Origin of the sequence: Kitasatospora sp. NPDC004799 (assembly GCF_040609095.1) — a bacterium.
Lineage (GTDB): Bacteria > Actinomycetota > Actinomycetes > Streptomycetales > Streptomycetaceae > Kitasatospora.
Map to the genome: position 1 here is coordinate 1 of NZ_JBEXJK010000248.1, position 12530 is coordinate 12530.

General features: G+C 76.0%; 10 protein-coding genes. 5 read left to right on the forward strand and 5 right to left on the reverse strand.

The genetic code is table 11. The features are described from left to right. On the reverse strand, positions 1 to 1056 hold a 1056-nt coding region (locus tag ABZW03_RS26790; RefSeq protein WP_355263283.1), incomplete at its 3' end, for an LCP family protein. A gap of 150 nt (positions 1057 to 1206) precedes the next feature. Then, on the reverse strand, positions 1207 to 1998 hold the full coding sequence (locus tag ABZW03_RS26795; RefSeq protein ID WP_355263286.1) for a TIGR03089 family protein: 792 nt from the start codon (positions 1996 to 1998) through the stop codon (positions 1207 to 1209). 104 nt (positions 1999 to 2102) lie between these two features. Between ABZW03_RS26795 and ABZW03_RS26800 the strand changes: the two genes are divergently transcribed. Continuing rightward, positions 2103 to 3275, forward strand: coding sequence for an N-acetylmuramoyl-L-alanine amidase (locus ABZW03_RS26800; RefSeq protein ID WP_355263289.1), 1173 nt, complete (start codon positions 2103 to 2105; stop codon positions 3273 to 3275). An 88-nt stretch (positions 3276 to 3363) separates the two neighbouring features. After that, positions 3364 to 4284 (forward strand): DNA-3-methyladenine glycosylase 2 family protein, encoded by a 921-nt coding sequence (locus ABZW03_RS26805; RefSeq protein ID WP_355263291.1) that lies wholly within the window; start codon positions 3364 to 3366, stop codon positions 4282 to 4284. A gap of 31 nt (positions 4285 to 4315) precedes the next feature. On the opposite strand, the gene ABZW03_RS26810 is transcribed toward ABZW03_RS26805, so the two are convergent. From ABZW03_RS26810 to ABZW03_RS26820, 3 genes are read right to left on the reverse strand one after another with little or no spacing between them, the layout of a single operon-like run. Further along, a complete protein-coding gene (locus tag ABZW03_RS26810; RefSeq protein WP_355263294.1) occupies positions 4316 to 5608 on the reverse strand; it encodes a coenzyme F420-0:L-glutamate ligase in 1293 nt (430 codons plus the stop codon). Next, complete coding sequence (gene cofD, locus ABZW03_RS26815; RefSeq protein ID WP_355263297.1) at positions 5605 to 6564, reverse strand: 2-phospho-L-lactate transferase; 960 nt, start codon at positions 6562 to 6564, stop codon at positions 5605 to 5607. The genes ABZW03_RS26810 and cofD overlap by 4 nt, the downstream gene beginning before the upstream one ends. Before the next feature lie 42 nt (positions 6565 to 6606). Next, the gene (locus tag ABZW03_RS26820) at positions 6607 to 7302 is read right to left on the reverse strand and encodes a cysteine dioxygenase family protein (protein ID WP_355263299.1); all 696 of its coding nucleotides are present in this window, start codon (positions 7300 to 7302) and stop codon (positions 6607 to 6609) included. Positions 7303 to 7924: 622 nt separating this feature from the next. On the opposite strand from ABZW03_RS26820, the gene ABZW03_RS26825 reads away from it, so the two are divergent. The 3 genes from ABZW03_RS26825 to ABZW03_RS26835 form a co-directional block, all read left to right on the forward strand. Beyond that, positions 7925 to 8197, forward strand: coding sequence for a WhiB family transcriptional regulator (locus tag ABZW03_RS26825; RefSeq protein ID WP_063349134.1), 273 nt, complete (start codon positions 7925 to 7927; stop codon positions 8195 to 8197). 225 nt (positions 8198 to 8422) lie between these two features. After that, positions 8423 to 12304 carry a glycosyltransferase gene (locus tag ABZW03_RS26830; RefSeq protein WP_355263303.1) on the forward strand — a complete coding sequence of 1294 codons (3882 nt, stop codon included), beginning with the start codon at positions 8423 to 8425 and terminating at the stop codon, positions 12302 to 12304. A gap of 6 nt (positions 12305 to 12310) precedes the next feature. Further along, positions 12311 to 12530: hypothetical protein (locus ABZW03_RS26835; RefSeq protein WP_355263306.1), on the forward strand; the 220-nt coding region annotated here is incomplete at its 3' end.

The window sequence follows — 12530 nt, forward strand, 5'->3', positions numbered from 1 at the left end:
GGCCGACGGCCGCGGACCGGCCGCCGCGGCGGGGCTCGCCCCGGGCGCCGCCCCCGGCGCGGGCGTGGACCCGGGCGGCCGGACGGCGACCGGCCGGTCGTCCCGCAGCGCCGCGAACAGCTGGCCGGTCTGCGGCTGCACGAACTCGTCCCGGTCCGAGTCGTAGCGGTACGGGCGGCGCGGCGCGGTCAGCAGGACCACGTCCGCCGAGGGGACGCCGCGCAGATCCTGGGTGAGGCCGTACAGCGCGCCGAGCGAGGACAGCCCGCCGTCCGCCCGGACGGAGGAGGTCGCGGCGTCCAGCACCGGCCACAACTTCGCCGGGTTCAGCAGCACGCCCTGCGACTGCACCTTGCGGACCAGCGCGGCCAGGAACTGCTGCTGGCGGCCCATGCGTTGGGTGTCGCTGCCGTCGCCCAGGCTCTCCCGGACCCGGACGTAGCCGAGCGCCTGCTCGCCGCGCAGGGTGTGCCGGCCGGCGGGCAGGTCGAGCTTGGCGTCCTTGTCGTGGATCGGCTGCGGCACGCACACCTCGACCCCGCCGATGGTGTCCACCATCGTCTTGAAGCCGCTGAAGTCGAGGATCACGTAGTGGTCGACCCGGATGCCGCTCAGCTGCTCGACGGTCCGGATCGAGCAGGCCGGACCGCCCGTCTCGAAGGCCCGGTTGAACTGCATCAGGGCCGGCCTGCTGCGGGTGCCGTCCGGCCGCTCGCAGGCGGGCACGGTGACCATGACGTCGCGCGGGACGGAGACCGCCGTCGCGTGCCGCCGGTCGGCGGCCAGGTGCAGCAGGATCGTGGTGTCCGAGCGCTGGGTGCCCGCCTCGCCGCCGTACGAGCCGTTCGCGCCGGAGCGGTCGTCGCTGCCGATCAGCAGGATGTTCTCGGCGCCCCGGGCCCCGGCGGTGCGGCTCGGCCGCTCGGCCTCCAGCTTGGCGAGCAGCCGGTCGGTGGCCGAGTCGGTGCGGATGTTGCCGTCCAGCGTGCGGTAGGCGATCCAGAGCAGCGCCCCGGTGGCGACCAGCAGGAACGCGACGGCGCCGGCGGTGATCATCAACCACCGCCGGCGCCGTCGCGGGCGTCCGGTCCCGCTCGGGGGAGCGTCCGTGGGGGGAGTGCCCCCCGGGGGAGGCGTGGCGGTCGGGGGGTGCTCGGTGTCCTCGGCCATGGCAGGGATCCCTACCCGCCGGGCCCCGCTCGGGGGTTAGCCGAGGCGCAGTGTCACCCGTTCGGATTCCACCCGCTTCTCCCACTGGGCGGCCTCCAGCGCCTGCGAGTTGCGGCAGAGCACCACCGAGGCGCCGGCCGCCAGCGGCGCCAGCAGACCGGCCTCCAGGCCGGTCCAGTCGTCGAACGAGAGGGTGGAGAGCACCCGGTCGCCGGGCTGCAGGCCGAGCCGGACGGCGCCCTCCCGGGCCAGTGCCACGGTCTGCTCGCCCGTCAGCTTCAGTGGCAGCCCGTCCACCGCGGTCTCCAGCGCCTGCCCGTCCGGGGCGACGGGGGAGTACGGCGCGAAGCGGTCGCCCTGGCCGGGCACCTCGGCGGCGTAGTCGAGGAAGCCGTCCGGGCGCTGCGGGAAGCGCCCGCCGAGCGGGCGCAGGGCGAGCGCGACCCGCTCGCCCTCGCAGGCCTGGGCGGCCTCCAGGCCGTCCGGGCCGCTGACCACCAGGTCGGCGGCGGCCGGGTCGCCGCCCGGCACCGCCGTCACCCCGACCGACCAGCAGGCCAGCAGCCAGACGGCGCTCTGCCAGTGGGCGGGCAGCAGCAGCGCCGCCCGGTCGCCGGGGCCGGCGTTCAGCTCGTCCTGGAGGAGGTTGGCGGTCTTGGCCACCCAGTTGTCGAAGGTGCGGGCGGACAGCTCCACCCGTTCGCCGGTGGCGTCGTCGTAGAAGGTGACCAGCGGGGCCGCGGGATCGACCGAAGGGGTGCCGCCGCGCAGGAATGCGTGCAGCAGCTCGACGGGGGTGCGGGCATCGGCAGCGAAAGGCGCAGTCATGGTGCGCCCCAGCCTAAGGCCTTCGGGCGGGAGGCCGGGAGGGGCGGCCGAACGGGTGCGCGGCGGCGTGGCGGGCGGCCCGGTTTGCGGCGACGATCCGGTTCATGCGCCTCTCGTTCCCGGCCGCCCTGCTCGCCGGCTGCACCGCCGCCCTGCTCCTCCAGCCCGCCGCCACCGCGACCCCCTCGCCGGCCCCGCAGCGCCGTGACGTCGCCGGCGGCGGCTCGACCACCACGCTCCCGCTGCCCGCCGGCGCCGTCCTCGCCCCGCGCGGCACCGCGCCGTTCGACCTCCTCGGCCTCGGCTGGGACGGCCCGGCGGACGCGCTGGCCGGCGCGGTGGTCCGGGTCCGTACCCGGGACGCGGGCACCGGCCGGTGGAGCGGCTGGCACCGGCTGGAGGCCGACGCCCAGGACGGGCCCGACCGGGTGGCGCACGGCGCCACCGCCCCGCTGTGGACCGGCCGCAGCGACGGCGTCGCGGTCGAGGTCCGGCCCGGGCCCGCCGGAGTGCCGTCCGGGCTGCGGCTCGACCTGGTCGACCCGGGGCCCGGCGCGGCCTCCGCGGGCGTCCGGACGCTGCCCGCGGAGCCGCCCGTCGGGCCGCCGACGCCGCCGTTCGGGCCGTCCGGGGGACCGTCGGTCGGGCCGTTCGCCGGGCCCGCCGACGGCCGGGCCCCGCGCCCGCGGATCGTCACCCGGGCCGGCTGGGGCGCCGACGAGTCCCTGCGCGACCCGGAGCTCGAGTACACCGGCCCGGTCCGCGCGGTCTTCGTCCACCACACCGCCACCGCCACCGACTACGCCTGCGCCGACGCACCGCGGGTGATCCGGGCGATCTACCAGTACCACGTGCAGACCAGCGGCTGGCGGGACATCGGCTACAACTTCCTGGTCGACCGCTGCGGCACCGTCTACGAGGGCCGGGCCGGCGGCGTCGACCAGCCCGTCCACGGCGCCCACACCCTCGGCTTCAACACCGACTCCTCCGGCGTCGCCGCGATCGGCACCTACGTCGACGACCGGCCGCCCCGGCCCCTCCTCGACGGCCTCGCCGCCCTCGCCGCCTGGAAGCTCGGCCTCACCGCCCAGCCCGCCGACGGCCGCACCACGCTCGTCTCCTCCTCGGACGCCAGCCGCTACCCCAAGGGCACCGCCGTCGAGTTCGACGCCGTCTCCGGCCACCGCGACGGCTTCGCCACCGAGTGCCCGGGCACCGCCCTGTACGCCCGGCTGCCCGAGCTGCGCACCGCGGCGGCCCGCCTCCAGGCCCGCTGACCCGCGCCCGCCCGCCGCCCCGCCGGGCTGTCCGACCCTCCGCGTATCGTTCATATCCGGAGACGGCTCAGGGAGGCGGCACAGGGAGGTGGCAGCGGTGGAAGCGGTACGGCGCTGGCGCCCGGGCTTCCCGCTGGACGTCGCCCGCACCCTGCTCCCGCTGCGCCGCGGCCCGGCCGACCCGGCGTACCGCAGCACCGGCGACGGCGCCGTCTGGCGCGCCTCCCGCACCCCGGCCGGCGTCGGCACCCTGCGGGTGCTGCCGCGTCCGGCCGCCGGCGAGGTCGAGGCGAGCGCCTGGGGCCCGGGCGCGGACTGGCTGCTCGACCGCCTCCCCGTCCTGCTCGGCGCCGAGGACGCCCCGGAGGCGCTGGTGCTGCCGCCCGGCCCGCTGCGGGACGCCCAGCGCCGCACCGCCGGGGTCCGGCTGGCCAGGACGGGCCTGGTGCTGGAGTCGCTGGTCCCGGCGATCCTGGAGCAGAAGGTCACCACGGACGAGGCCTACCGCGCCTGGCGCACCCTGCTGCGCGACTTCGGCACGCCGGCGCCGGGCCCGGCCGAGGGCATGCGGGTGGCGCCGTCGGCCCGCGAATGGGCGCTGGTGCCGAGCTGGGAGTGGCACCGGGCGGGCGTGGACCCGAAGCGGTCCGCGACGGTCGTCCGGGCGGTCCGGCTGGCGCCGCGGCTGGAGGAGGCCTCGGCGATGGGCCACGAGGAGGCCTTCGCCCGGCTCACCGCCGTCCCGGGCATCGGGGTCTGGACGGCCGCCGAGACCCTGCAGCGCAGCAACGGCGACGCGGACGCGGTCTCGGTCGGGGACTTCCACCTGCCCAATCTGGTCGGCTGGGCCCTGGCCGGCCGCGCCCGCAGCGACGACGCCCAGATGCTCGCGCTGCTGGAGCCCTACCGTCCCCACCGCCACCGCGTCTGCCGCCTGCTGGCCGCCACCGGCGCCCGCGCCCCCCGCTACGGCCCCCGCCTCACCCCCAACGACCACCGCCACCGCTGACCGCGGTGGCCCGGGCCGTCGGGCCGACGCCCTACCGCACCTCGATGAAGGCGTCGGCGCTGCGCTCCGGGCGGGCCTTGGGCGGTTCGGCGGGGCGGCCGATTGCGACGGCGCCCATCGGGTCCCAGTCGTCCGGGAGGTCCAGGGCCGCGCGGACGGTGTCGCGGCAGAACATGGTGGACGAGACCCAGGCCGAGCCGTAGCCCTCGCCGGTGAGCGCGACCAGCAGGTTCTGCACGGCGGCGCCGGCGGCGACGGTGAACATCTCCCGTTCGGCGGCGGCCCGGCGAGGGTCGGGGTAGTCGTGCGAGCCGTCCGTCACCAGGCAGGGCACCACCAGGTACGGGGCGTCGCGCAGGACGTCGCCGCGGGCGGTGCGCCGGGCGATCCTCTCCTCGTCCCAGCCGTCGAGTTCGCGCAGGTCGCGCTGCCAGGCGGCGAGCATCGCGTCGAGCAGCCGGACCCGGGTGTCGGCCGACTCCAGCAGCACGAACCGCCACGGCGTGGTGTGGTGCGGGGCGGGCGCGGTGACGGCGGCCGCGACGGCGCGGCGGACGGCGGCCGGGTCGACCGGCTCGGCGGTGAAGGAGCGGACGGTGCGCCGCAGGGTGACGGCCTGCCGCAGCGCCTCGGAGGTGCCGAGCCGGAACATGTCGTCCACGGAGGGCCGGACCAGCGGCCGGACGCCCTCGCCGTCCTCGGCGATGACGAGGTGGCCGAGTCCGCGCACGACCGCCACCGGGACGCCGGTGGCCTTGCCCTTCACCAGGTCGGCGGCGGCGGCGAGTTCGTCGGCCGTCGCGGTGACGGTCATCTCCAGCGTGTTGCCGTGCCCGTCGGTGCGGCCCCGGTGGTCCTCCAGGACGGAGAGCCCCGCGGCACCGATCGCCACGTCGGTCAGCCCGTTGCGCCAGGGCCGGCCGAAGGTGTCGGTGACGACGACGGCGAGCCGTCGGCCGGTGAGCTGCTGGAGCCGGGCCCGCAGCGCCCGGGCGGAGGCGTCCGGGTCCTCGGGCAGCAGCAGCACGGTGCCGGGGGCGGTGTTGGAGGCGTCGACCCCGGCGGCGGCCATGACGAAGCCGTTGCGGTTCTCGACGATCCGGACCGGCCCGCGCCGGGCGACCAGCCGGACGGTCTCGGCGTCGATCGCGGCCTCGCGGTCGGCGGCGTGCAGCAGCCGGCCCTCGGCCTTGCTGACGATCTTCGAGGTGACCAGCAGGATGTCGCCGTCCCGGTACGTCCCGGCCTTGGCGAGGAGCTCGCCCAGGTCCGCCCCGGCCTCGATCTCGGGGAGCCCGTCGACGCCGAGGATCTCCAGCGTCACTTGCGCACCTGCTCGGCCAGCGCCAGCGCCGTGCGCGCCATCTCGGCGGTCGCCTCGACGTCGGTCATCAGCAGCGGGACGGCCCGGCAGGCGATCCCGGCGGCCTCGACGGCGGCCACCGAGGCCTCGTCCACGGTGTCCACCAGCCAGCCGTCGAGCAGCGCGGAACCGTAGTCGAGCGCGACCGCCTCCGCGGTGGCCTCGACGCCGACGGCGGCGAGCACCTTGTCGGCCATGCCGCGCACCGGCGCCCCGCCGATGATCGGGGAGAGCCCGACCACCGGAGCGGGCGCGGCGGCGACCGCCTCCCGGATGCCGGGCACGGCGAGGATGGTGCCGATCGAGACCACCGGGTTGGACGGCGGGAAGAGGATGACGTCCGCCTCGGCGATCGCCTCCAGCACGCCGGGGGCGGGCTTGGCGGTGTCCGCGCCGACCGGGACGATCGCCTCGGCGTCCACCTCGGCGTGCAGCCTGACCCAGTACTCCTGGAAGTGGACCGCCCGGCTGCCCTGCTCGTCGGTGATCCGCACGTGGGTCTCGACCCGGTCGTCGCTCATCGGCAGCAGCCGCACGCCCGGCTTCCAGCGCACGCACAGCGCCTCGGTGACCTGACTGAGGGTGTACCCGGCGGTGAGCATCTGGCTGCGCACGAGGTGGGTGGCGAAGTCCCGGTCGCCGAGCCCGAACCACTCGGGGCCGACGCCGTACTCCTTCATCTCGGCCTTGATGGACCAGGTCTCGTCGGTGCGGCCCCAGCCCTGCTCCTCGTGGATGCCGCCGCCGAGGGTGTACATCACGGTGTCGAGGTCGGGACAGACCTTGAGGCCGTAGAGGTGGATGTCGTCGCCGGTGTTGCCGATGACGGTGATCTCGTCCTGCGGTCCGACCGCCGCGCGGAGCCCGCGCAGGAAGCGCGCTCCGCCGATTCCGCCTGCCAGTGCCACGATGCGCATGGGGTTCATCCTGCCACGGTCCGACTCCCCGTCAGCCCGTGATCAGTGCGACCCGGCCTGCGCCTGCCGCTCCGCCTGGGGCTCCGGGTGCTGCTCCGGGACGGCGGTGGCGCCGTACTGGTTCATCTCGGTCAGGCCCGGGGCGTAGAGGTGGATGGAGACGGCGGGTTCGAGCGCGCCGTTGACGACCTCGTGCAGGTAGCCGGAGGAGAACACCCTCCCCCAGCCTCCGGCCGGGGGGACCCCCATCCCGCCGGGTCGCAGCACACGTACCTTCTCGCCGGCGTGGGTGAGGGAGCGCTCGATCAGCTCGCCCTGGACGACGCTCATCACGCCGGAGGACTCGCCGTGGTCGTGGAAGCCGCTGGACTGGCCGGGCAGCCAGCTGAGCAGCCAGACCTCGTAGCCGGGGCCGGTCTCCAGCCGGGCGTACCAGCGGGTCAGCGCGTCGTAGCGGACCAGCGGCTCCCAGCGGGCGCGGTCGGCGGCGATCTCGCGCACCAGCCGGGCGTACTCGGCGACGGTGCTGGGGTGGGTCGGCAGGTCGGTGCGGGCCAGGTGCGGGAAGGCGAGCGGGTCGCCCGCGATGGAGACGTCGCTGAGGCCGTCGGCCCACTGGCGGGTCCGGGCGTCGGCGGGGGTGCCGGTACGGACGGTGCCGGTACGGGCGGCGGCGGGGCCGCGGCGGGCGAGCTTGTTGCGGTCGCGGTTCCGCTTGCGGATGCGGATCATGCGCACGGGAGTCGTCCTCGGAAGGGTCGGCTGGGCGTCGGGATCAGCCGGCTCCGGGATGTCCTGGGGCGGGAATCGCGGGCGGCCTCTGTGCTTCCTGGGGGCGGCGCGCGGTGGGACGCGGGCGCCTAGATACAGCAGGAACAGAGGCGACAACAAGAGTTCACGGCACGGCGGAGGGCGGAACCGCTCCGGGGGCTGGCGAACTCTGACATAGGGGAAAGGAGACCGCATCCGCCGGGGCCGTGTCAAACCACCGCGTGCGGCATTCGGGTGGGTTAGGTCCGGATCTTGCCCTGATGGGGTGATTCATCACTCTCTATGTTTCGATGGGAAGATCGCCGGGAAGGCAGGCCGATGACCGGCCTGTGGCGGTGACCGTGCGTCACCTGGTGAATGGTTGCGGATGGTTCGGCACCGTTCAGGACCTTGAGGCAGAAGGTCCGATGTGTCCGAATATGTACACTATTCGTAACGGCTTGGTGCCAGGGAGTGAATCCCGGCCCCAATACCAGAGCTCGGCTTGACTGGGCCAGAGTGACGCAACTGTAATTTCACTCGTGTCGTCAGCCGCACGAGGCAACGGCAACCACGGGGACGCCAAGTAGGGGCAGAGGAGGCGCGCCACATGAGCGAGCTCTTTGAGCTGTTGATCGGGGACGGCATCGCGGAGGAGGAGGAGGAACTCGGCTGGCAGGAGCGCGCGTTGTGCGCCCAGACCGACCCCGAGTCCTTCTTCCCCGAGAAGGGCGGCTCGACCCGCGAGGCCAAGAAGGTCTGCCTCGCCTGCGAGGTCCGCTCCGAGTGCCTGGAGTACGCCCTCGCCAATGACGAGCGCTTCGGCATCTGGGGCGGCCTCTCCGAGCGCGAGCGCCGTCGGCTCAAGAAGAGCGCGGTCTGACCGGGCGGCCCCGGCCCCCGCTGACCCTTCGCCAACGACGGACGGCCGCACGGCCGTACGAGCGCCTCACCGCGACGGTGGGGCGCTTTCGTGTTCCCGGAGCACCCTTCACCGCCTCCGCACGCACACCCCGGACGAAGCGGCCACCCGGAGCCGTTAGTGTGGTGCGCCATCCGGTTGCCGTTCACCGGCTGTGTCCACCGAGAACTGGGGCCCGCGCACTCGATGACCGTCTACAGCCACCAGAGCGGCTTCACCGCTTCCCGGCCGCCCGCCTACCCGCGCCACCTGGTCACCGCCGTGGTCGTCTCGCACGACGGCGCCCGCTGGCTCCCGCAGGCCCTGGCCGGCCTGCTCGGTCAGGACCGCCAGGTCCAGCGGATCCTCGCGGTCGACACCGGATCCACCGACAACTCTCCGCGACTGCTCGCGGACACCCTGGCCGACTGGCTGCCCGACAGCGGCCCGCTGGTCCTCGGCCGCCGGACCGGCTTCGGCACCGCCGTCGGCGAGGCCGTGTCGGGCAGCGCGCCGCTGCGCCCGGAGGACCTCCCGTACCGGCTCGACCCCTCCGGCTACGACCCGGTCACCGGCGGCTGGGACGACTTCGGCGACCCGCTCGCCCAGGAGGACGACCTCGGCCGCGGCGGCCCGCGCGAGACCGAGCCGGTCGAGTGGCTCTGGCTGCTGCACGACGACTGCGAGCCGCAGACCGACGCGCTGCGCCGGCTGCTCCAGGTCGCCGACTCCACCCCCAGCGCCGCCGTGGTCGGCCCCAAGCTGCGCAGCTGGTACGACCGCCGCCAGCTGCTGGAAGTCGGCGTGACGATCGCCCACTCCGGCCGCCGCTGGACCGGCCTCGACCGCCGAGAGCAGGACCAGGGCCAGCACGACCAGGTCCGCCCGGTGCTCGCCGTCTCCAGTGCCGGCATGCTGGTGCGCCGGGACGTCTTCGAGGAGCTCGGCGGCTTCGACCGGGCCCTGCCGCTGATGCGGGACGACACCGACTTCTGCTGGCGGGTCAACGCCGCCGGCCACCGGGTGGTGGTCGCCCCCGACGCCGTCCTGCGGCACGCCGAGGCGGCCGCCCGCGAGCGCCGCGCGATCGACTGCGGCCCCGCCCACCCGCACCGGGTGGACAAGGCCGGCGCCGTCTACACCCTGCTCGCCAACTCCAAGGGCGCGCTCTTCCCCTACGTCCTGCTGCGGCTGGTGCTCGGCACCCTGCTGCGGGCCGTCACCAACCTGCTCGGCAAGGACCCGCGCCAGGCGTTCGACGAACTCGCCGGGCTCGGCCACGAACTCGTCCGCTTCCCACGGCTGTTGGCCGCGCGCAAGCGCCGCGCCCGGTCCCGGGCGGCGGACGCGCTGGACGACCGCACGCTCTTCCCGGCCCCCGGCGCCACCACCCGGCTGGCGGTCGAGGGCGTCATCGGCTCGCTCGGGATAGGGGGCGGCGACGACACCGGCCGGCACGGCTCGGTCGAGGCCGGCGGCGACGAGGACGCCGAGGACCTGGTCGTCGAGCAGTTCGCGCTGCTCAAGAAGCTCGCCCGGCGCCCGGCGCCGGTGCTGTTCGCGGCCCTGCTGGTGTTCGCCCTGGTCGCCTGCCGCAGCCTGCTCGGCAGCGGTGCGCTGTTCGGCGGCGCCCTGCTGCCCGCGGCCGACGGGGCCGGCGGCCTCTGGTCGATGTACGCGGACGCCTGGCACCCGGTCGGCACCGGCTCCACCGCCGCCGCACCGCCGTACCTCGGGGTGCTCGCGGTGCTCTCCTGGCTGCTGTTCGACCACGCCGACCTCGCGCTCACCCTGCTCGTGGTGCTCGCCGTCCCGCTGTCCGCGGTCAGCGCCTACCTGGTGTCCCGGCCGCTGCTGGACTCCAAGCTGGTCCGCGCCTGGGCCAGCGCCACCTACGCGCTGCTGCCCGCGGCGACCGGCGCGCTCGCCCAGGGCCGGATCGGCACCGCCGTGCTCGCCGTGCTGCTGCCGCCGCTGGCCCGCGCCGCGGCCGTCGCGGCCGGCCTCGGCATCCGCGAGGAGAGCGCCGCCCAGGGCGCCCGGCCGGGCTGGCGCCCGGTCTGGATGACCGTCCTGCTGCTCACCCTGGCCACCGCCTTCGTCCCGCTGACCTGGGCGCTCGCGGTGCCGCTCTGCCTGGCGACGCTGGTCGTCGCGATCCTGCGCGGCGGCGCCTTCGGCACCGGCGTCGGCGCGCTGCGGCTGCTCGGCCTGCGCGTGCTGGTGATCCTGGCCGTACCGGTCGCGGTGCTGGCCCCGTGGTCGCTCAAGGTGCTGTCGCACCCGCAGTGGCTGCTGCTGGAGGCCGGGCTGCCCGGCCTGCACGGCACCGGGGCGAGCGCGGCCGGCCTGCTGCTGGTCAACCCGGGCGGCGCCGGGGTGCCGCCGATCTGGCTCTCGGCCGGTGTCGTGCTGGCCGCGCTGGCCGCGCTGCTGCGCGCCGACCGCCGCCGCGCGGTGCTCGCGGCCTGGGGCGCGGCCGCCGCCGGCCTGGTCTTCTCGGTCGCGGTGGCGGGCACCTCCGTCACCCCGGCCTCCGGCGGCCCGGCGGTGCCCGCCTGGGCCGGCCCGGCCACCCTGATCGCCGGGATCGCCCTGCTGGCCGCCGCCGCGATCGGCGCCGACGGCGCCAACGCCCGCGTGGCCGGGATCGCCTTCGGCTGGCGCCAGCCGGTGGCGGCCCTGGTGGTGGCCGCGGCCGTGCTGGCCCCGCTGGGCACCGGACTGTGGTGGGCGCTGACCGGCGCCGGCGGTCCGCTGCACCGCGGCGGGTCCGACCAGGTCCCCGCGTTCATCGCCGAGGAGGCCGGCACCACCGACCGGGCCCGCACCCTGGTCGTCACCGGGGAGAAGGGCGGCGGTTCGGTCCGCTACACCGTGCTGCGCGGCGCCGGTCTGACGCTCGGCCAGGCCGAGTCCACCGTCGACCCGGCGACCGGAACCCAGGACGGCCTGAACAAGATGGTCGGCAGCCTGCTGGCCGGCTCCGGCGCCGACCAGGCGAGCGCCCTGGCCGGCTACGGCATCGCCTACGTGCTGGTCCAGCAGCCGGTGATCGACGCCTTCAAGGACGTCCTGGACACCACCCCCGGCCTGGTCAAGGCCAACCAGGACGGCGCCGCCGCGCTCTGGCAGGTCAACGGCACCCCCGCGGTCCGTGCGGTGATCACCGCCCCGGGGGCCAAGCCGGTGGTCGTGCCGTCCGGCGCCCGCGACCTGTCCGCCACCGTCCCGGCCGGCCCGGACGGCCGGGTGCTGCGGCTCGCCGAGTCCGCCGCGCCGCAGTGGCGGGCCACCGTGGACGGCACCGCGCTGGAGCCCACCACGGTCGACGGCTGGGCGCAGGGCTTCAAGCTCCCGGCCGCCGGCGGGAAGCTGAGCGTCACCCGCGAGGGCGGCGCCGCCCACACCGGCTGGATCTGGGCCCAGGTGCTGCTCGGCCTCACCATCCTGGTGCTGGCCCTGCCCGGCCGCCGCAGCCACAAGGACGACGACCTGCCCGAGGAGGTGGTCGCCGCCGCCGCGCTGGCCGCCGCCGCCCAGGCGCAGGCCCCTGCCCCCGGCAGCCGCCGGGCCCGCCGGATGGCCGAGCGCGGCGAGGGCACCGAGGGCGCCGAGGGCGGTGCCGACGAGACCGGGGTGTACGACCGGCCGAGCCCGATCCCGGCGCAGCCGACCGGTGAGCCGATGACCGGGGCCGTCCAGGCGGCCGCCGCCGTCCAGGACGCCGAGCAGTACACCGACCCGTACCAGGCGTACCAGCAGGCCGACCCGTACAGCTACGACCAGTACGCGGCCCAGCAGCCGGTCGCCGCGCCGTACGGCGGCCAGGGGTACGACGGCCAGGGCTACGAGGCCCACGGCTACGACGGCGGCCGGCCGCAGGGCTACGAGCAGCCGTACCGGCCCGAGCAGCAGCCGTACGGCTACGACGCCCACGGGTACGACGGACACCCGCCGCAGCCGGAGCAGCAGCCCTGGCTGCCCGGCCAGCAGCAGGGCGAGCCCTACTACGACCCGAACGACCCCAACGGCACCGGCCACTCCTCTGGGGATTACCGTCCGCACCAGCACGGCTCGGGGAGCTGACCCGCGATGAAGAAGCCCGCATTCAGGAAGAAGTCCGGCGCCGGCCGGGCCGCCGATCCGGCCGGGCCCGCCTTCGCGGCGGAGTCGGCGGAGTCGGCGGAGTCCGGTCGGGCCCCGGCCGGCCGGTCCGGCCGCGGCCGGTTCTCCGCCGGGGCCGCCGGGGCCGCCGGGGCCGGCGGGACCGCCGGGGCCGGAGGCGGCGGGGCGGCGAAGACCACCCAGTCCC

Excerpts from the sequence above, each read along its gene's own strand:
- ABZW03_RS26800 (WP_355263289.1), top strand. The coding sequence starts at position 2,103 with ATGCGCCTCTCGTTCCCGGCCGCCCTGCTCGCCGGCTGCACCGCCGCC.
- cofD (WP_355263297.1), bottom strand. The coding sequence starts at position 6,564 with ATGCGCATCGTGGCACTGGCAGGCGGAATCGGCGGAGCGCGCTTCCTG.
- ABZW03_RS26795 (WP_355263286.1), bottom strand. The coding sequence starts at position 1,998 with ATGACTGCGCCTTTCGCTGCCGATGCCCGCACCCCCGTCGAGCTGCTG.
- ABZW03_RS26825 (WP_063349134.1), top strand. The coding sequence starts at position 7,925 with ATGAGCGAGCTCTTTGAGCTGTTGATCGGGGACGGCATCGCGGAGGAG.
- ABZW03_RS26830 (WP_355263303.1), top strand. The coding sequence starts at position 8,423 with ATGACCGTCTACAGCCACCAGAGCGGCTTCACCGCTTCCCGGCCGCCC.